Annotated in this window: 18 protein-coding genes; 13 read left to right on the forward strand and 5 right to left on the reverse strand. The window is 43.2% G+C overall.

Annotation, left to right across the window (positions count from 1 at the left end):
- Positions 1–91: 91 nt before the first annotated feature.
- A complete protein-coding gene (locus tag CXF60_RS07260) occupies positions 92–1579 on the reverse strand; it encodes a phosphohexomutase domain-containing protein (RefSeq protein WP_102091391.1) in 1488 nt (495 codons plus the stop codon).
- A gap of 138 nt (positions 1580–1717) precedes the next feature.
- On the opposite strand from CXF60_RS07260, the gene mazG reads away from it, so the two are divergent.
- The 8 genes from mazG to yjgA all read left to right on the forward strand — a co-directional run bounded on the left by mazG (position 1718) and on the right by yjgA (position 9328).
- Entirely contained in the window at positions 1718–2584 is an 867-nt protein-coding gene (mazG, locus tag CXF60_RS07265) for a nucleoside triphosphate pyrophosphohydrolase (RefSeq protein ID WP_102091392.1), read from the forward strand.
- Positions 2568–2942, forward strand: coding sequence for a ComEA family DNA-binding protein (locus CXF60_RS07270; protein ID WP_102091393.1), 375 nt, complete (start codon positions 2568–2570; stop codon positions 2940–2942). Before mazG ends, CXF60_RS07270 begins: the two co-directional genes overlap by 17 nt.
- 166 nt (positions 2943–3108) lie before the next feature.
- The gene (gene pcnB / locus CXF60_RS07275) at positions 3109–5337 is read left to right on the forward strand and encodes a polynucleotide adenylyltransferase PcnB (protein WP_102091394.1); all 2229 of its coding nucleotides are present in this window, start codon (positions 3109–3111) and stop codon (positions 5335–5337) included.
- A 1-nt stretch (position 5338) separates the two neighbouring features.
- A complete protein-coding gene (folK, locus tag CXF60_RS07280; protein WP_102091395.1) occupies positions 5339–5860 on the forward strand; it encodes a 2-amino-4-hydroxy-6-hydroxymethyldihydropteridine diphosphokinase in 522 nt (173 codons plus the stop codon).
- A 119-nt stretch (positions 5861–5979) separates the two neighbouring features.
- Positions 5980–6780, forward strand: a complete 801-nt coding sequence (gene panB / locus CXF60_RS07285; RefSeq protein WP_102091396.1) for a 3-methyl-2-oxobutanoate hydroxymethyltransferase — start codon at positions 5980–5982, stop codon at positions 6778–6780.
- A gap of 66 nt (positions 6781–6846) precedes the next feature.
- On the forward strand, positions 6847–7749 hold the full coding sequence (panC, locus tag CXF60_RS07290) for a pantoate--beta-alanine ligase (protein WP_102091397.1): 903 nt from the start codon (positions 6847–6849) through the stop codon (positions 7747–7749).
- A 51-nt stretch (positions 7750–7800) separates the two neighbouring features.
- Positions 7801–8766 (forward strand): RNase adapter RapZ, encoded by a 966-nt coding sequence (gene rapZ, locus CXF60_RS07295; protein WP_102091398.1) that lies wholly within the window; start codon positions 7801–7803, stop codon positions 8764–8766.
- A gap of 49 nt (positions 8767–8815) precedes the next feature.
- Positions 8816–9328: a ribosome biogenesis factor YjgA gene (yjgA, locus tag CXF60_RS07300; RefSeq protein ID WP_057757930.1), complete on the forward strand. Its 513-nt coding sequence runs from the start codon at positions 8816–8818 to the stop codon at positions 9326–9328.
- Positions 9329–9508: 180 nt separating this feature from the next.
- Here yjgA and CXF60_RS07305 read toward each other — a convergent pair whose 3' ends face one another.
- The gene (locus tag CXF60_RS07305; RefSeq protein ID WP_102091399.1) at positions 9509–10129 is read right to left on the reverse strand and encodes a thiol:disulfide interchange protein DsbA/DsbL; all 621 of its coding nucleotides are present in this window, start codon (positions 10127–10129) and stop codon (positions 9509–9511) included.
- Between the two features lie 505 nt (positions 10130–10634).
- Here CXF60_RS07305 and ubiG point away from each other — a divergent pair.
- From ubiG to CXF60_RS07325, 4 genes are all read left to right on the forward strand, one after another.
- Entirely contained in the window at positions 10635–11462 is an 828-nt protein-coding gene (ubiG, locus tag CXF60_RS07310) for a bifunctional 2-polyprenyl-6-hydroxyphenol methylase/3-demethylubiquinol 3-O-methyltransferase UbiG (RefSeq protein WP_102091400.1), read from the forward strand.
- Positions 11463–11529: 67 nt separating this feature from the next.
- Entirely contained in the window at positions 11530–12240 is a 711-nt protein-coding gene (locus tag CXF60_RS07315) for an HAD family hydrolase (protein ID WP_102091401.1), read from the forward strand.
- A gap of 75 nt (positions 12241–12315) precedes the next feature.
- The gene (locus CXF60_RS07320) at positions 12316–13152 is read left to right on the forward strand and encodes a YciK family oxidoreductase (protein ID WP_228707064.1); all 837 of its coding nucleotides are present in this window, start codon (positions 12316–12318) and stop codon (positions 13150–13152) included.
- Positions 13153–13310: 158 nt separating this feature from the next.
- Positions 13311–13577 (forward strand): DksA/TraR family C4-type zinc finger protein, encoded by a 267-nt coding sequence (locus tag CXF60_RS07325; RefSeq protein WP_101204603.1) that lies wholly within the window; start codon positions 13311–13313, stop codon positions 13575–13577.
- A 195-nt stretch (positions 13578–13772) separates the two neighbouring features.
- On the opposite strand, the gene CXF60_RS07330 is transcribed toward CXF60_RS07325, so the two are convergent.
- A complete protein-coding gene (locus tag CXF60_RS07330; protein ID WP_228707065.1) occupies positions 13773–15035 on the reverse strand; it encodes a CobW family GTP-binding protein in 1263 nt (420 codons plus the stop codon).
- Positions 15036–15099: 64 nt separating this feature from the next.
- Entirely contained in the window at positions 15100–15858 is a 759-nt protein-coding gene (gene ompR, locus CXF60_RS07335; protein ID WP_058023990.1) for an osmolarity response regulator transcription factor OmpR, read from the reverse strand.
- 378 nt (positions 15859–16236) lie between these two features.
- On the opposite strand from ompR, the gene CXF60_RS07340 reads away from it, so the two are divergent.
- Positions 16237–18783: a Tex family protein gene (locus CXF60_RS07340; protein WP_102091402.1), complete on the forward strand. Its 2547-nt coding sequence runs from the start codon at positions 16237–16239 to the stop codon at positions 18781–18783.
- A gap of 102 nt (positions 18784–18885) precedes the next feature.
- Here CXF60_RS07340 and CXF60_RS07345 read toward each other — a convergent pair whose 3' ends face one another.
- Positions 18886–19482, reverse strand: a complete 597-nt coding sequence (locus tag CXF60_RS07345; protein ID WP_102091403.1) for a hypothetical protein — start codon at positions 19480–19482, stop codon at positions 18886–18888.
- Between the last annotated feature and the right edge of the window lie 492 nt (positions 19483–19974).

Raw genomic sequence — 19974 nt, forward strand, 5'->3', positions numbered from 1 at the left:
GGTTTTCTGTGTATAGAAAAAAGGCTCGCTAATACTCATTAGCGAGCCTTTTCGACTGACAATCAGAATTATTTTTACTGGGCTAATGACTTTATGCTGGTACGGCACCTTGCGTTGCTAGCCATTGCTGAATTTTTTGAGTTTTAGCAGCCAGTAACAGTTGCTCACCGCGACTTTCGATATTCAATCTGATAAGCGGCTCGGTATTCGATGCTCGCAGATTGAAGCGCCATTCGCCAAAATTCAGACTTAAACCATCAAGTGTCGATTTAACTGGTTGCTCGTTGCTGAATTTATCTTCAATTGCGCTAATAATTGTTGGTGCGTCATAGGTTGTAAGACGAAAGTTTAGCTCACCTGAGCTGGGATAGGCGGCAATATAGCCTGTGACCAATTCAGACAGTGTTTTACCAGTGTTAGACAACAGCTCAATGGTCAATAACCATGGAATCATGCCACTATCGCAATAGAAGAAGTCGCGGAAATAGTGATGGGCAGACATTTCACCGCCATATACAGCACCTGAGTCCCGCATGACTTGCTTGATAAATGAGTGTCCAGATTTACTAATGACAGCCCTACCATTATGTTCCTCTATCACTGCTTCGGTATTATAAATTACTCGTGGGTCATAGACGATTGATTCATTCGGGTATTTGTTTAAAAAAGCTTGAGCGAGCATACCGACGATATAGCTACCATCGATAAATTCACCACGTTCATCGAATAGGAAGCAGCGATCAAAGTCACCATCAAAGGCAATGCCAAGATCCGCGTTATTTTCCAAAACGGCTTGCTGGGTAGCCACTCTATTGGCTTCAATCATTGGATTAGGGATGCCGTTAGGGAAGCTACCATCTGGTGTATGATGCAATTTAATCACTTCAATCGGTGCTTCTGCTTGTGCTAACTTATCAATTAATAAATCGACCACAGGACCTGCACTACCATTGCCTGAATTAACGACCAGTTTGAGTGGTTTTAGTTTATCAGTATCAATAAAAGTCATAACATGATCGATGTACGCGCTTTTATCCGTCAATAACTGCAATTTGCCTGATTGATTATCCGTAGTGAACTGCCCAGATTCTGCCAGTGCTTGAATCTCTGCCAACCCATCATCAGCGCTGATTGGTTTTGAATGTTCTTTAACCAGTTTTAGGCCATTATAATTGATAGGGTTATGACTGGCAGTCACTTCGATACCACCTAACGCCTGATAGTGACTGGTGGCAAAATATACTTCTTCGGTACCACTCATGCCCAAATCAATCACATCAACGCCAGCATCAACGATGCCTTTGATAGCGGCTTGTTTTAATTGCTCACTAGAGTGGCGAATATCACTACCGATAACGATAGCAGGTTTTAGAGTTGCTATATCATCGGCTTGGGTTTGAGCTGCTGCCTGATAACGCTGATACAAAATCTGTGCGAACGCGCGCCCGATACGGTAGGAAATCTCTTCATCGAGATTGACCCCAAGCTCACCCCGAATGTCATAGGCTTTAAATGAGCTGATAGTAATAGGGTCGAATGTCGCAGCTGGTTGATAGCTGGTGGTCGCAGAAGTGGACATAATGATAAAGTTCCTCGCGCATGAGCAGTGGTAAAATGAAGAGGTTAGTAGCACAATTATAAGCCAAGCTGTGTTCAATGATACACTAACTATTAGACGAATCATCAAACAACATATAAAACGATAAGAGCCGCCCTTATGAGTATCTCAGACAATAAAATTACCGTGCCTAAGCCTGTACAAGGAACGCCAGACGCCACTGGCCAGCTTGATGATTTGTTAGCGTTGATGGCACGACTAAGAACAGACTGTCCGTGGGACAAAAAGCAAACCAACCATAGCCTTATTCCGTATGCCATCGAAGAGGCTTATGAGCTAGGTGAAGCGGTACAAAGCGACGATGATGAAGACATCAAAGGTGAGCTTGGTGATGTGCTGCTGCAAGTCATCTTCCACTGTCAGATGTATGCGGAGCAAGGGCGCTTTGATATGAGTGATGTTATCAGTACTTTGCAAAAAAAACTGATTCGCCGTCATCCACATGTGTTTGAAGCCGAAACGCTCAAAGACGATGCGGCAGTAAAAGTACGCTGGGACGAAATTAAGCTCGAGGAGCAGCAGGCACGCGAAGCACGTGGTAAATCAAAGCGTCGCTTAGATCAAGTCAAAGCGGGTAGCGCATTGATGCAGGCGCAGGATGTACAAAAGCAAGCGTCAAAGTTAGGTTTTGATTGGGAAGGTATTGCAGGTGCTGTAGACAAGTTAGACGAAGAGATTGCTGAGCTAAAACATGAGCTAACAGATAAGTCTACAGCTGAGGTCAAAGCTAACATCAGAGAGGTCGAAAAAGAATTAGGCGACTGTATGTTTGCACTCGTAAATGTTGCACGCAAATTAAACCTTGATGCAGAAGCGGCTACCTTAACCTGCGTGCACAAGTTTAAATCTCGCTTTGGTTATATTGAGGAGCAGCTAGAACTCTCTGGCAAGCGTATTGAAGACAGCGATATAACAGAAATGGATGCACTGTGGGAAGCGGCGAAACGACATGAACGCTCATCGTAAATTTTCATTTACCAGCTTACTGACGACCACCGCTTTTAGTCTCCTATTGTCTGTGGTCGCACTCAATAACGCCAATGCAGATCCTTGTTTTGACGACCCTCAGCGTGCTTATGAGTATTTAATCGCAAAAGAAAAAGCTGTTACACAAGCGCGTGAGCAGAAAGTTATCAATATCAATCGAGCCAATGAAGGTGAACTTGTTTCGTTAGATGGTATCGGTAGCAGTAAAGCGCAGGCGATAATTTTATATCGTGATATGTTTGGTGATTTTAAGACAGTGGATGAGTTAGCAAAAGTGAAAGGTATCGGTGCAAAAACAGTCGAGAAAAACCAAAGACGTTTAAGTGTGCGTGATTAATGGCGGTGTTTTGCACTAATTAACCCCAATATTGACAAAATAGCATGTAAGTAAATGTCATAACACCCCCAGTAGGTCCAAAATTTGTTAAACTAGCGGGTACATCCGCCTGATAAACGCTGTGTTATTCAGGGGTAGTTAAAGAATACCGGCGAGGAGTAGATGCATGGCCGAGCGTGCCGCCAAGCAGTTAGAACTGAACAAATCTGAATTACCCAATTCCATTACTGAAGTGATTGCCACATTGACCCGTGCTGGGTTTGATGCGTATATCGTCGGTGGTGGTGTGCGCGATACTTTACTAGGTCTGCGCCCGAAAGACTTTGATGCCGTCACTGATGCCAAGCCGCATGAGATTAAAGATGTCTTTGGTAAGCGCTGCCGCATTATCGGTCGCCGCTTCCAGTTAGCACATGTGTATTCAGGTCGCGAGTTGATTGAAGTTGCTACTTTCCGTGGTCCACCAACCAGTGATGCTAATACCAATCAAGACGGTATGATTCTGCGCGACAATGTTTGGGGCGATATTCAACAAGATTTCTCCCGTCGCGATTTCTCTATCAATGCGCTTTATTATCAACCGCTCAAAGGCATCGTTCATGATTTCTGCGGCGCGCTTGATGATATTGATAACAGAATCATTCGTCTATTGGGCAATGCGCCAGTACGTATCGAAGAAGATCCTGTGCGCTTGCTCCGTGCCTTACGTTTCAAAGCCAAGTTAGGTTTTGAATTTGATGAAGCGTTGTCCGAGCAGTTCAATGACGGGAACTGGGCGCTGCTTGAGCAAATATCACCGCATCGTCTCTATGATGAAACGCAAAAGATGTTTACTGGTGGCTATCTAGTACCCCTGTTGCCATTATTGTTTGAATCAGGTGCGATTGATAGTCTCATTATCTATCCACCGTCTGAGCCAAGTGCTTTAGTCAATCAGGTAGCTATCAATACCGATAAGCGTATTGCAGCGGGCAAGAGTATCAACCCTGCGTTCTTCTATGCTGCCTTACTGTGGGAAAATTACCTGCATCAATTGGCAAAAGCCAAGAAGCGTAATATGCCGTTTGCCGAAGCGCAAATGCATGCGGCTGGTAAAGTCATTGACCGTCAGCGTATCAAAACCGCTATTCCGAAATTTGCTGAGCAATTTATCCGTGATATCTGGATATTGCAGCCGAAACTTGCAGCCCCGCGTAGCAAACAAATCGTTCAGCTATCAGAGCATCCGCGTTTCCGTGCGGGCTTTGACTTTTTGTTATTGCGTGAGCAATGTGGCGATGCAGAGCATCCGCTATCAGAGTCAACCAACGATATGGGTGACTGGTGGCAGACGTATCAAACCTTGTCTGAACAAGAGCAGCAGCAAGCGATTGATGAGTTTGACGAAAATATTCGCCGAGGTGCTTATAAAAAAGGGCAACGTGGTCGCGGACGTAATCGTCAAGAATCAAAAACACAGACTACTGATAATGCAGCACCCAATCAGAACAGTACAAAGCAAAATAAAGCCGATGACCGTGCTGAAAAAGGTAGAAATGAGCAATCAATGGTAAATGATTCGTCAAATATTCCAGCTCGCCGCCGCCGCGCTGCAAGTCAATCTAAAGCTGGTTGCACTGACAGTGGTAGACATAACGTGCAGCAAGTAGAGCAAGACAATAATGAGCTTGCTCAGCTACAGCAGTTGTCTCTTGCTAATAACAAACAATCAGCAAGTCAACAGGCAAAGCCTAAGCCATTATTTGTTATCGAGCACGAGAACGTAGTGCCACCATTGCAGAAGCAGCTGTCAGCTGATGATACGTCGAAGCGTAGTAAAGCACCTGTACGAAAGCCAGCATCAACCAATCAAGATGCATTAAAGCAAGCGGTTAAGTCTGAATGCTCAAATAATGTTCAGCCGTCTAATACTAATAAGCCAGAAGCTCAAGCGTCAGCTAGTCAGGCTAGACCAGCTCGCTCGATCGCAAGATCACCTGCGTTAGTTAGTATGAATAACGAGCCGATCCCGCATAAGCGTCGCCGTCGTCAACCTACTGTAGATAATACGAGCAATACCGAGGTACAAGGCAATAGCGATGCGAGGGATAGTAAAGGCAAAGCACAGCCAGCAGCGAAGTATGCGAAAAAAGCGCCTAAACCTGCAGTTGAATCAACTGCTAAAAGCGATACTAAAAGTGTAAAGGAAGTAGCTAGCAAGGCAGTAGGTAGCAAAGACGCGACAAAAACTGCTGCACCTGCGAGAGCCAAAAAATCGGTGAAAGCAACTACTGCAAAGGCTGCTAAAGCGAAGCAAGATACGAATGATCAGATGCCTGCTGTGAAAGTAACTGATAGTAAAGGCCCTGTACCATCGAAGCGCCGCCGCCGTCAGCCTAGTACTGAAAGCGCATAATATGGATAACAGTACAGATAATAGTAACTGGGTTACCTGTTATGTGGGTTTGGGTAGCAACCTCGCTAATGAGCTGGGTTCGCCTGCTGATCATTTGCAGCAGGCGCTTGCAGTAATGCGAGCACATGAGCAGGTACGTAAAGTAAGTGTCTCTTCTTTTTACGCTTCAGCACCGATGGGTCCGCAAGATCAGCCAGATTTTGTTAATGCAGTAGCTGGTTTTGAGACAACGTTTGCCCCTTATGAGCTGCTTGCTTTTTGTCAGCATTTAGAAAGCATGGCTAAGCGGGCACGTTTGCGCCGTTGGGGCGAACGTAGTCTAGATGTTGATATTTTGCTATACGGTGAGATACAGATTACCGATCCAACACTGACAATACCGCACGCTGGTTTAAGTGAGCGCAATTTTGTCTTAATACCACTGCGAGAGATGTCACCACACTTAACCATCGCAGGTAAGTTGATAGGTGACTATTCACAAAGTCGCGATTGGACAGGTTTAACATTACTATCAAGCGATTGATTATAAGTAAATGATGCTAAGTGATAGATGATTGGGAGATTGGTCTGAGACCTCTCGATCACAGCTAGAATAGTAGCAATATTGATAATCAAAGGCATTGCAGATTAATTGAGGGTCATATGACAACATTATCTACTCTAAATAAGTTTAAAAAAGAAGGTACCAAGTTCACTTGCTTGACCTGTTATGACTCGATGTTTGCACGAATGATGGAAAAAGCCGAAATTGATACGATTTTAATTGGGGATAGCTTGGGCATGGTTGTACAAGGCCATGACTCGACACTACCTGTGACAGTCAATGATATGGCTTATCACACCGCCAATATTGCCCGTAGTAACAAACACGCGCTGATATTGGCTGACCTGCCGTTTATGAGTTATGTGACACTGCCAGAAGCCGTCGCTAATAGCCGCACACTAATGCAAGCAGGGGCGCATGTCGTAAAAATCGAAGGTGGTAGCGAGCTGTGTGAATTGGTAACGACCTTGGCGCAAGCAGGTACACCAACTTGTGTGCATCTTGGTTTGACTCCGCAATCAGTCAACGTGTTTGGTGGCTATAAAATTCAAGGTCGCGGTGATGAAGCGGCTGATAAACTGCTTGCTGATGCCAAAGCAGTCGTCGATGCTGGTGCTGCATTACTAGTACTAGAATGTGTTCCAGGCGCGCTTGCAAAAGCCGTTACTGAAGCCGTTGCCGTGCCAGTTATCGGTATTGGTGCTGGAGCCGATACTGATGGTCAGGTATTGGTTATGCACGATATGCTAGGTATGGCGCATGGCCGAGTCCCACGTTTTATCCATGATTTTTTAACAGATGAGCGTAATAGCGCTCACAGTATCGAAGGTGCTTTTGCGCTCTATCAGCAGTCAGTACGCGAAGGTAGCTTCCCGACTGAGCAGCACCAATTTAGCTGATTTTGAAGTTATCAAAGTTATTTAAGCTATTGAACAACAGAACGTTTGAATAGAAGAAAAGTAATCATGTCTCCAATTATTTATCATGATATCTCGTCATTACGTGAAGCGCTTCAGCCTTATCGTGGCCAGCAATGTGACAAACAAGACCGTCAGCAGCGCATTGCGCTAGTACCAACGATGGGTAATCTGCATGACGGTCATCTTGAGCTAGTAAAAATTGCCAAGCAGCATGCAGATGTAGTGGTGGTCAGTATTTTCGTTAACCCCACTCAGTTTGGCGTTGGGGAAGATTTTGACAGCTATCCGCGTACATTAGATGCCGATGTGGCTAAGCTTGCGACAGTTGATGCAGATTACGTGTTTGCACCTAGCATTGATGCGATGTATCCAGTATTACCACCACCTACTGCTGTATTAGCTGGGGCTATTGCCAATCAGTTATGTGGTCAATCACGTCCTGGACACTTTGATGGTGTTGGTATTGTGGTCGCTAAATTATTCAATATCGTACAACCAGATGTGGCAGTATTTGGACAAAAAGACTATCAGCAGCTTGCTATCATTAAGCAATTGGTACGTGACTTGAGTTATCCTATTAATATCATTGGTGCGCCTATTATTCGTGCTGATGATGGCTTAGCGCTATCATCGCGCAATCAATACTTAAGTGCAATTGAACGACAAGTTGCCCCTGTATTATATCAAGCATTGCAAGACTTAGCGCAGAGTTTGAAAAGTAGGGCTCTTAGTCAACAAGCATATGACCAACTATTAGTAGAGACGCGGACACGTATTAGTGACGCAGGTTTTATTATTGATTATCTGGAAATAAAGACTGAGGAGTTAGGTTCTATCGTAAGTGACTCTAAAACCTTTAATATAGAAAACAAAAACATCGTTATTTTAGTCGCAGCATGGCTAGGAAAAGCGCGTTTGTTAGACAATCAGTTGGTAGTGGTAAATTAGCTTTTATGACATAGCAGTAGACTAGATAAAATAGACTTGGATGAGTAGATCATGGGTGTAAGTCAGGATCAAAATAGTAATGCAGCAGCAACGATAGCGGATCAGACGTCTACGAATAAGCTCAGTATATTGGTGGTCTCAGGGCGTTCAGGATCTGGTAAAACCTCAGTATTGAATATCTTAGAAGATCTAGGCTATTACTCTATTGATAATCTGCCGCTGTCTTTGTTACCTAATGCTGCTCATAAACTGGTCAATGAAAGCGGCATTCATCGTATTGCGCTGGGTGTCGATATTCGAACGCCACGTGCTGATTTATCTAACTTTGCAGTGACATATGCTTCTCTCAAGGAGACTTATGGGTCTCATGCGGTACAGATTTTATATGTGACTGCACAAGAGAGTACGCTGGTAGCTCGTTTCAATGCGACGCGACGCGTACATCCTCTAATGTCACAAGATATCGATAGTGATAACGCTAAGCATATAGCCTTTAATTTACCTGCTGCTATCAAAAAAGAAGTTGAGCTATTAGAGCCAATTGCTAGTCATGCTGATATTAGGATTGATACCAGTAGCCTAAATATTCATCAGTTAAAAGACAGCCTGCGTGAACACATAGGCATGGACAATCAGATTGTCATCAATCTACTGTCCTTTGGTTTTAAATACGGTAGCCCTATTGATGCTGACTTTGTATTCGATGTTAGAATTTTACCGAATCCGCATTGGAACCCTGAGTTACGTGACTCGACAGGTCTGGATACCGAAGTAGGCGCATTCTTTTCAGATTATCCAGAAGTAGCAGAAATGATGGGTGATATTGATAAGTTTTTGACCCGTTGGCTACCAGAGTTTTTGCATAATAATCGTCATACGGTCACGGTTGCCATAGGCTGTACGGGCGGCAAACATCGCTCTGTTTTTATCACTGATCATCTACAACGCCGCCTTACTGATGCCATGCCTAAAGGTGTGAAGGTATTGGCAAAACACCGCGAAAAAAGTCGCTGGTAGTGATATCAGACACTATTTAATTTATTAATTATTATTTTGGAAAGCTTTTATGATCGACTGGAAAGAACAGGATATGCGCGTCTCGCGCACAGAGCTCAAAAAAGCCCATGAGCGCTTGCAGCAGTTATCGATACCGCTTGCTAGCTTATCGAAAAAACAGCTAAAAGCTTTACCTGCCAGTGATTATTTTATGGCAGAGCTAATGGCATTGGCTGATATTACCAGCGCCAATGCCCGCAATCGTCAGACCAAACGTGTTGGCAAGCTGATGATTGAAGAGAATCGCCATGAGCTGATAAAGGCGTTATTTGATGCGTTTTTTCCTAAAGAACAAGTCTCAAAAATAGAGAGCTGGTACGAGCGTCTAAATATCAATGATGAAGGTACGCTCAAGCAGTTTGTGAAGCAATATAAAGCTTCTGAGCACCACAGTATGTATCAGTTGCTGTTGTGGATAGAATATGCCAAACATATGCAAGACGATGAGTTGCTGGCAGAATCTAAAGCAGATTTAGCGAGTTATATTCGTGAAGTGGCTATTTTGTCGCAGCTGAAAAAATAATACCTACACCAAGCTAGAAGGTTATTAATTGAAAGATTATTAGTTGACAGGTTAGTAGTTAAAAAATGAATAGCTAAAATGTTAAGATGCAAAAAAGCCAATCAATTTATGATTGGCTTTTTTGTGCATGACGTACGGATGTACTGTGCGTTACTATTATTCAAGTATTTATTGCTTGAGTTATTTCTTTTCAGCACGGGCTTTGTCGACCAAGTAATCGACGACTTTAGGTACTTTAGCACTCTCACCAGTGACTACATATTTGCCTTGCACCACCACAGCTGGTACGCCAGAAAGCTGATAACGTTTAGCGCCTTCTTGTGAGCGACCAATTTTTGTACCAACAGCGAATGAGTTATATAGGCTGTTAAATTTCTTTTCATTCACGCCTTTTGACGCGTACCATTTGCTCAATGATGATTGATCAAACAGTTTTTTACCATCTTTGTGGATAGCATCAAATAATGCAGAATGAGTTTTGTCTTCGAACCCTAAAAGCTGAGCCGCATAAAAACCGCGTGCATTGGCTTCCCAAACAGGGTTAAGTGCCGCTGGTGTTTTGAAGAATACGACATCTTTGTCTTTAGTCTTTGCCCATTTTTCCATATGCGGATCAAGCACATTACAATGTGGGCAACCATACCAAAAGAACTCACGAACAATGATAGCATCACCGCTGATTTTCTCTGGGTTGTCTAGCACACGGTAATCTTTTCCAGCGACATAGTCTGCAGCTTGTGCGCCCATAGAGGCAAGTCCAATGGCCATGGCTAGACCAGTCAGTGTGATGACACGTTTCATACTTTATCCTTGAGGTGTGGAGACTTAGAATGGGTTAAGAGGTTTGTGTCTATATGGTTGTTAAACATGTGACACTCTAAAATATATAGCTTTTAAAGCGTCTAAACCAGACAGTGTCGAGTATAATCGAACAATAGCAAAGTATCGACTATGATAACGTAAAATGTATGTACTTGTGAATCGCATTCTTAACCGATAGTTGTAAAGCTGTTAGCTATTATTTAAGGTATATTGCTTGTTACTTTCTGAACCTACTGTTTCTTAAACGTCTGCTTTATTTCTATATGGAACTTAAGAGATTTGAAAGTATCAGGATGCGATATTGTCACGAGAATGACAAGCTCTTTTATATTGAGATACTGCCTAAAAAATAGGGTAAAGTTTGAGCCTATTCACAATCGGTGACGATGTGCTTACGACAAAACTGCTACTCTCATGCTAATATTAAGCACATAATCGTGCACTGTAAACGATGATAACGATAGTGACAATCAAGGAACATACCATGTGCTCAGCTTTAAATTCTTCAGCAACTTCGAGTGATCAGAATAATAATAGTGCTTTCAATAATACAGAGTCTAACACCATCAACGTGGATCCTAGCGAAGTCGAAAAATTTAATAACTTGGCGAGTGAATGGTGGAGCAATACAGGGGCGTTTGCAACGCTACACGAGATCAATCCATTACGTCTAAATTGGATAGAAGAAAACGTCAAACGTGGCTATCAAAATGCTGCTAATAAAACCGCTGAGCAAGGACTTGCTGGCAAAAAAGTACTCGACGTAGGGTGCGGCGGTGGAATATTGTCAGAATCTATGGCACGCCGCGGTGCTGATGTGACAGGGATTGATTTAGGTACAGAAAACCTAAAAGCTGCAGCATTACATGCGGAGCAAAGCCAGTTAGAGAACACGCTACGCTATCAGCATATACCCGTTGAAGAGTTGGCAAAAACACATGCTGGTCAGTTTGATGTGGTGACTTGTATGGAGATGCTAGAGCACGTGCCAGATCCTAGCTCGATCGTGCAGGCTTGTTATGAGTTGTTAGCTCCTGGCGGTGTCTGTGTACTATCAACGATTAATCGCAATCCTAAGTCTTATCTGTTTGCCATCGTTGGTGCAGAGTATGTACTGCGGTTGCTTGATCGCGGCACCCATGACTATGCCAAATTTATCACGCCAGCAGAATTAGACAAAATGGCACTCAATACTGGATTTGTTCGTCAGGATATTATCGGTTTGCATTACAATCCGCTGACCAAACGCTACTGGCTTGCCCAAAACGTCGATGTTAATTATATGATAGCCGTACAAAAGCCATTGGTTTAATGCTGCACGCAGCTATTTATTTGCCATACTTTCACTAAACACGTCATCAATCTCAAGAGCATTCACTATGACCCAATTTGTAAAAGCTGTTTTATTTGACCTTGATGGGACATTAATCGATACTGCTGCTGATTTTGTTCGTATCATTGGTAAAATGAGTCTCGAAAATGACTGGCAGGCACCGCCTGAAGCGGAAATCCGCGAGCAAGTCTCTGCGGGTGCCTCGGCCATGGTGCAATTGATGCTAAGACATAACGATCAACTCGAAGTCAGCGAGGAAGCATTGCTTGAGTTTCGTCAGCAGTTCTTAGATGATTATGAAGCAGATATCTGTGTCGATAGCTGCGTGTTTCAGGCGCTTGAAGCGGTACTGACTGAACTTGAAGCAAAGGGCGTGCCATGGGGTATCGTTACCAACAAGCCGCGTTATTTAGCCGAAAAGCTATTAAGTGAGATGCAACTGGATCAGCGCTGTGCAGTTTTGGTCTGTCCAGATGATGTATCACGTACCAAACCAGATCCAGAGCCAATGTATATGGCGCTAGAAAAACTGGGTATCCCTCGAGGCGCGGCAGGCTGCGTGCTCTATGTTGGTGACCATATACGCGATATCGAAGCTGGCAACGCTGCTGGCATGCCAACGATTTTGGCCGCTTATGGATATATTCCACCTGAAGATCAAAAGTCTTTGAAAAAATGGGGCGCCGACTATATTACTGACACGCCTGAGCAGTTAAATAAATTACTGCTATCGTCTGGTAAGTTTGAGTATTTATAGACTACTATATATCACCAGTTTTACAACTATAAGCACATATCCTCAACGATTTAATGATAAGTAGTGAGCAATGCCATGAGTGACAATAATAATCAATCAGTCGATCCACAAGACAATAAAAAAACGGTTCAAAGTTCTATTCAGCCTTTGACTCATGATGATATTCGTAGCTTTGTACCGTCCAGTAATTGCCTAGATGGTAAGACTATTTTGGTGACTGGAGCAGGGGATGGTATTGGCCGTGTTGCTGCATTGACCTATGCTCGTTATGGCGCCACTGTCTTATTGTTAGGCCGCACTAGTAGCAAGCTTGAGTACGTCTACGATGAGATTGAGAGTCTTGGTGGTAAGCAGCCTGCTATGCTGCCGATGAACTTAGAAGGGGCGACTTACGCCGAAATGCAGCAGCTCGAAGGGCTAATCAATAAAGAAGTCGGCCAGTTAGATGGTATCTTGCATAATGCTGGTGTATTAGGACAATTGACGCCGCTTGAGATGTATGACGTCGATACTTTTGCCCAAGTGATGAAAGTCAATTTCACAGCGACTTTTATGCTGACTCAAGCGCTATTGCCACTATTAAAAGATGCTGATCATGGGTCTGTTGTCTTTACCTCTAGCACTGTAGGTACACATCCTCGCGCATTTTGGGGTGCTTATGCACTTTCCAAACAAGCAGTAGAAGGTATGAGTGATATCTTTACTCAAGAGACTCAGAACACAACCAATCTACGTTTTAACTGCGTTAATCCGGGTGGTACTCGTACCAACATGCGCGCACATGCGTATCCAGGTGAAAATCCTATGAGCTTAAAAACACCTGAAGATATCATGGCAGGCTATGTCTGTCTGATGAGTGATGAAAGCATTGGCGTACGCGGTCAAGTGATTGAGCTACAACCAAAAGACTAGTGGCGAAGTTTTAAGTTGAGTCGAAATAACTGCGTCATTCTTTATTGATGGTTTTATGCACTATCGCAGGTTGTAATTAATCATAGCTAGCCCCATCTATTTATTATTAAAGACATTTGTATTGTCTAATTATAATGAATAAAAAATAGGATAAGATTATGGCAGGTGGCTGGTCAAGAGATGGTGCTGAGCACGAACAGATGGATGCAACGGTCAATGATGCGTTGGAGCGAGCGCGACGTTCATTACCGACAGGAGTGAGTGCTGAGTTGTGTGACGAATGTGGTAAGCCTATTCCAGAGGCAAGGCGACTGGCAGTGCCTGGTATTCAGCATTGTGTTAGCTGCCAGACGGAGCTTGAACAAGAAGCAAAAGCGGCTGAGCTGTTTAATCGTCGTGGTAGTAAAGACAGTCAACTGCGTTAAAAAATAGTTAGGGCGTGTCCTCAATTCAATCGATAGTCATCTAAATAGGTTAAAAATGGCTAAATCTTGCCAAACGGCGTCAAATAGCTGACTAATATCTCGATATTATCTGCGCTATTTTCCTTGTTTGACTGCGATTTATCTCATTTTTATCACCATTTTTAAAATGAGGACACGCCCTTTTTTTGTCTGTTGCTATATAACCAGTGCCATCAGTTCGCGATCGCACTCTTCCCAATCTATCAATACTGATGACGCTTTGGCATCATTCTCAGTTGCTGATTTTTCTGTAGCTTTATCGACAGCATTTGTATCGACAGTATTGCCTAATTGCAAAATAACTTCCAATCGACTATCCGTCTGTGGGTCAATGGTTTTGGTGGTTAGACTACCAGGATTAAAATTGATCTGTATCCAGCCATCAGAAGTATGTACCAAGCCTTTGATACGTTGCCAGTTTGGCAATGCTAACAACCAATTCTGTAAATCGTCAGCGTTTAATATGTAGTATGCAGGTAATCGCCATCCAGCCAATTGAAATTCTTGCTGTTCTTCGTGATAGCGATAGGGCATATCACTATCAGCATTGGTCTGAGCTTCGTTTTCATCTGTAGATGAGCGCGACAATGGCATAGCTGCTAAAGAATTAGCTTGAGACTGTAAACCAATCATTGATTTTTGAGGTTGAGCGATACTGACTTTGCGTTGGTTTGAAATGATATAGCTGGGCTTGTTCAGTTGGTCGTTTAACGTGGTCGAGTATGCATCTGCTACAAGTTTATTTGCTACAAACTTATCTGATGAATGGACATCTGGTGAGTCTGTTGTTTCAGGTGCCGTTAGTTCTGATGCTGCCCAAATGGTTTTTACTTGTGAATTTAGATTGGTTATCCATTCTACTAAGGCTTGTTTTTCGCTAGTATCTAATTGGGTATAACGATTGATTATCAGCACATCAGCATCACGGACATGCGCTTGAAAACCATCATGGTCACGATACTTAATCTGTTGCCACTGCTCGCCACTCAGTACGGTTATCACCGCATTCATCTTTAGAGCAGTTTGCCAGTGCGGCGCACTAAGTTGTAGTATCAGCTCACGTGGATGTGCCAATCCTGTAGGCTCAATGAGTAATCGCTGCGGATGATGCTCACTGAGCAGACGACTAATCGCAATTTGTAAGGGTAGCTGACTGGTGCAGCAAATACAGCCACCACTTACCTCACGAATGGCGATATTCTTTTGCTCAAGCTCGTTATCTTGGGAGCTTGCAAGGAGTGCGCCATCAATACCGATACGGCCAAACTCATTGATTAAGAGAGCCCAGCGTTCGTCATCAGGTTTTGTGGCCAGTAACTGATTGATTACGGTGGTTTTGCCAGCACCTAAAAACCCTGTCACTAACGTGCAGGGTATGTTTTGAAAAATAATAGGGTTTTTCACAGGTATGCTCATCATATCGGCACGTGTTTATGAATAACCAAACACGGCCTATATTAAAAGAAATGTCATCAGTCAAAGGTTATTCACTCTTGACGGTTTCTACCTCAGCTTCATCAGGAACGAATACATAGCCCACACCCCAGACGGTCTGGATATAACGCGCTTGTGAAGGATTGTCTTCAATCAGACGACGCAAGCGTGATACTTGCACATCGATAGAGCGCTCCATCGCACCCCACTCACGACCACGAGCAAGGTTCATCAATTTGTCACGGGTCAACGGCTCACGTGGATGCTGAACTAAAGCCTTTAACACCGAAAACTCACCTGTCGTCAAAGTGACGACATTCCCATCACGTTTGAGCGTGCGAGTCGATAGATCTAGTGTCCATGGACCAAATTCAACCACTTCTAATTGGTGACTTGGTGCCCCTGGAAGCTCACGGTTTTGACGACGCAACACCGCTTTGATACGCGCCAATAGCTCTTTTGGGTTAAAAGGCTTAGGCAGATAATCATCTGCACCCGCTTCTAGACCGGCGATACGGTCAGCATCGCCACCTTTGGCAGTCAGCATAATGATAGGAATATCTGCATTGTCTTCACGCAGACGCTTACAGATACTGATACCGTCTTCGCCTGGCAGCATCAAATCAAGTACGACCAAAGAGAAAAGTTCACGTTGCATGAGCTTGTCCATCTGACTACCATCATGAGCGGTACGAACGACAAAGCCGTCGTCTTCTAGGAAGCGCTGTAACAAAGAGCGCAGACGAGCATCGTCATCGACGACTAAAATACGCTGAGTCAACGTGTCAGGGCTGTTATTATCAGTCATACAGGCATCCTTTTATAAAAATTATTGTTATCAGAAACTACAAGTAAATAGCTATGAGCAAAAACACTGCCATTAATTATCATTATTTAATTATTGGTTACGAATAAGCACTTCATAAAATTAAAAACTATTGTTCAATATGTCAGCACATATCAATATTTGTGTTATTGATACTTTAGTGTATAAGATTGCATCGAGAATTGCATCACCCATGATAATAAATGCTGTATGCGTTTGTTTAACAAGTCCATAGGATGTGCGATATAGAACGATTTGCGTCCTAAAATGCGCAATAAATAACGAAAAGATAAAAAGGATTTTTATTCATGCAGCTTTTGCTATAATGCAAAGCTACATTTCTCAACGATTGATACGTATATGAGTAGCACTGATACCTTAACGTCATCTCAAACCTCGACAAATGCACAGGTTTTAGATGCAACCACACACGCGAATATTCACGACAAGCTTGCTCGCGCGCTTGGCATTAAGACTGCTCAAGTCAATGCGTTTGTCAAACTTTATGATGAAGGCGCGACGGTTCCTTTTATTGCGCGTTATCGCAAAAAGAAGACTCAGAATCTTGATGATGCGCAGCTGCGTGCTTTAGAGAAGTCGCTTAATTATGAGCGTGACATGGCAACACGTCGCCTCAAAATTACTGAGTTGTTAAGCACACAGGGCAATATGACTGACGAGCTACAGACGCGCATTGATAACGCGACTTCTAAGCTTGAGCTTGAAGACATCTATCTGCCATATCGTCCGCGTCGTCGTTCACCTGCTGCCAAAGCTCGCGCCGCTGGTCTTGATACTGCTGCCCAAGCGGTCTTGACCCAAGAAATCACCCCGACGGATGCCTTGGCTGATTATCAAGTCCAGTCAAGTATCACTGATGACAGTGGTAATGAAATCGAGGTTGATTTTAGCGATATCGAAAAACAACTCGCAGGCGTACAAGCGATTATCGTTGATGAATGGACACAAGCATTGGGCTTGTTGGACAACTTACGCAGTGGTTTTGCCAAAACTGCCAGTATCGTATCGAGCGTCGCGAGCGAAGAAAAGCGCGAAGTTGGCGAAAAATTCAAAGATTACTTTGAGCATAGCGAAAGCCTTGCTCGACTACCAAATCATCGCCTATTAGCAATGTTACGCGGTCGTCAAGAAAACGTCTTGGGTCTAAAGATTGAAGGCGAAGACGCACCATTTATCGAAAAAATTATCAATCATTTCGATGTTGATGCCAAAGCGCCAGCAGCCCGCCGTGAGTTTTTGTCAGAGGCAGCCAGTAGCTTGTGGAAAGACAAATGGCGTCCGCATATCGAGCACCGCTTGTTAACTGAAAAGCGCCTAGCCGCAGAAGCGGATGCGATTGATGTGTTCGCTAGCAACTTACAGCATTTGCTAATGTCTGCACCTGCAGGTCCTAAAGTAATCTTGGGTGTCGATCCTGGTATCCGTCATGGCGTAAAAATGGCCATCGTTGATGCGCAAGGTCATGTCATGTCAGATAGCAAAGAGAAGCCCGTCATAGCGACAGTGTATCCGTTTGCACCTGATAATAAGATGGATGAAGCCAAGAAAGTCATCGATGCGCTGTTGAGCACTTATAACGTTGATTTGGTCGCTATCGGTAATGGTACGGCAAGTCGCGAAACAGATGCGATGATCAAAGAGATTTTGGCTGCGAACGATGCACTAAAAGCCAAAGCTGTCATCGTTAATGAGTCGGGTGCGTCTGTTTATTCAGCGAGTGAACTCGCTAGTGATGAGCTGGCCAATCTAGACGTTTCTGTACGCGGAGCGGTTTCTATCGCACGTCGCTTGCAAGATCCATTGTCAGAGCTTGTTAAAGTTGATCCAAAAGCCATTGGTGTGGGTCAATATCAACATGACGTCAATCAAAACCAGCTTGCCGATAGTCTTGATAAAGTAACTCAAGATAGCGTGAATGCTGTGGGTGTGGATGTAAATACAGCCAGCCCAGCTATCTTGGCTCACATCGCAGGTCTTAACCGCAATGTGGCGCAGCAAATCGTCACCTATCGCAAAGAGCACGGTGCATTTGATAGCCGTGAAGCGCTCAAAAACGTCCCACGTCTAGGCGCTAAGACATTTGAGCAAGCAGCTGGTTTCTTGCGTATTCATAATGGTAGCAATCCATTAGATGCTACTGGTGTGCATCCAGAGAGCTATGCATTGGTCGATAGCTTACTCGCACAAGCGGGCAAGCCGTTGTCAGAAGTTATTGGTAACGACGGTGTGCTAAATACGATTGATACGACTACATTGGCTGCTAACGATGATAATGTCAGCGTAAAAGCGATTATCGAAGAGCTAGCTAAACCTGCTCGCGATCCTCGTCCTGAATTTAAAACAGCCAATTTCCGTGATGACGTCAATAGTATTAAAGATTTGAGCGAAGGCATGACGTTAGAAGGGGTAGTCACCAATGTAACGGCCTTTGGTTGTTTCGTTGATGTTGGTGTACATCAGGATGGTCTGGTACATATCTCGCAGATGGCCAATGACTTTGTCGCCGATCCTATGAATCGTGTCAAACCTGGTGATATCGTTTCGGTTCGTGTTATCTCCATCGATGAAAAACGTGGTCGTATCGGATTTAGCATGAAACCTGAATCTGAAAAACCTGTACGTACGGCTGCCAAGTCTACGACAGCTAGTACAGATGGCGAGAAAACCAGTCGTCCACGCAATAATAACGCAAATAGTGACCGTCCAAATAATAGCCGTCCAGCTGCTGACAAACGTCCGTCTAAGCCACGTGGCAAGCGTCAGGATAAAGACAACGCGAGCAATCGTAGTAAGCCAGTAAAAAATGATAAAGCTGAAGCCCCAAGTAAAATGGGTACACTTGGTGCCTTATTACAAAAAGCTGGCGTGACTAAAAATAAGAAATAATCAAAATTGAAATAGCTAGCATAGATAGTTTAATATAAAAAAGGGCAGCCAATAGGCTGCCCTTTTTATGTTTGTTAATATACTTAAATATTAATGGCCATATTAACGATTTACAGCAATACGGCGGTTTTCTTTAAACTGTACATTTGCTGGCTGAGTGGCTAATAACTCACCACGGTTGTCTTTTTTCTTTTCTTGCAAGGTACTAGTAGCATTTGCCGTTTTATTGTTAGAAGCGGCTTCACCAGCGATTAAAGGCTGATAGTCTGCATTGCTATGCTGCATGTTTGGCGTTTGCGTACGTTGGGTAGACTGTGTAGAGGCTGCACCCGTTGTCGTTGGCACGTTACCGTTCATAGTAGGCATATTACTATTGCTCATAGTGCCAGCTTTATCATTCATCTTGTCATTAGATTCGTTCACTCTGTTGTCAGAGTTGTTCATACTCTTGTTCGAATCATTCATCTCACTACGAGAGTTGTTCATCTTATTGCTAGAGTCATTGATATTGACATGGCTAGGCTGTGCAGCTCCCAATTTACCAGTTGGTCCTTCTACACCGACTTGTACATTGCTTTTGACAGAGCTACTTGGCATACGTGATTGCATAGAATCACTGCTGTTGGTCGGCATAGCCATTGCAAGTGTAGGCAATGCAAGCGTAGTACCTAAAATTAACGATAAAATATTCTTTTTCATTATAAAGCTCCCATATGTATTATTAGTAATAATTAAAAACGATAACTCATATTTAATGATAAGCCGTTTTTACTCAAAGGTGTCTGTAAATACTGTATGCAAATTATCAACGATGTAGTTTATATTTCAGTAGCGAACTCATTAAGGTTCTAACAGTTTAATGTTTTCTTGTGACGTTATGAAACTGCCATACTTAAAGTCTAGTCGTTATATTAACTTCTAGATTTCCCCAAAACTCATTAATAGTAAAGGTTTCTTGTGTTATTAAAGCTGTTAATAAATGAGTCTGATAATAATAAATATTTACCGATGTCTCTAGTATTAAAAATATGAATATTTGATTAATTATAGTTATTATTCGAACTTAGGTAACTGTTATTAATAGTTTTTTGAGTGCGATCTGTCAGTATTATAGAAATTTTTGTCAGTAGTTTTTATTTATAATTCAAAGCCAGTGTTTAGATAATTCTTAAGTTCTATTATATAAATCCT

The organism is Psychrobacter sp. 4Bb, assembly GCF_002836735.1.
In the GTDB taxonomy this organism is placed as follows: domain Bacteria; phylum Pseudomonadota; class Gammaproteobacteria; order Pseudomonadales; family Moraxellaceae; genus Psychrobacter.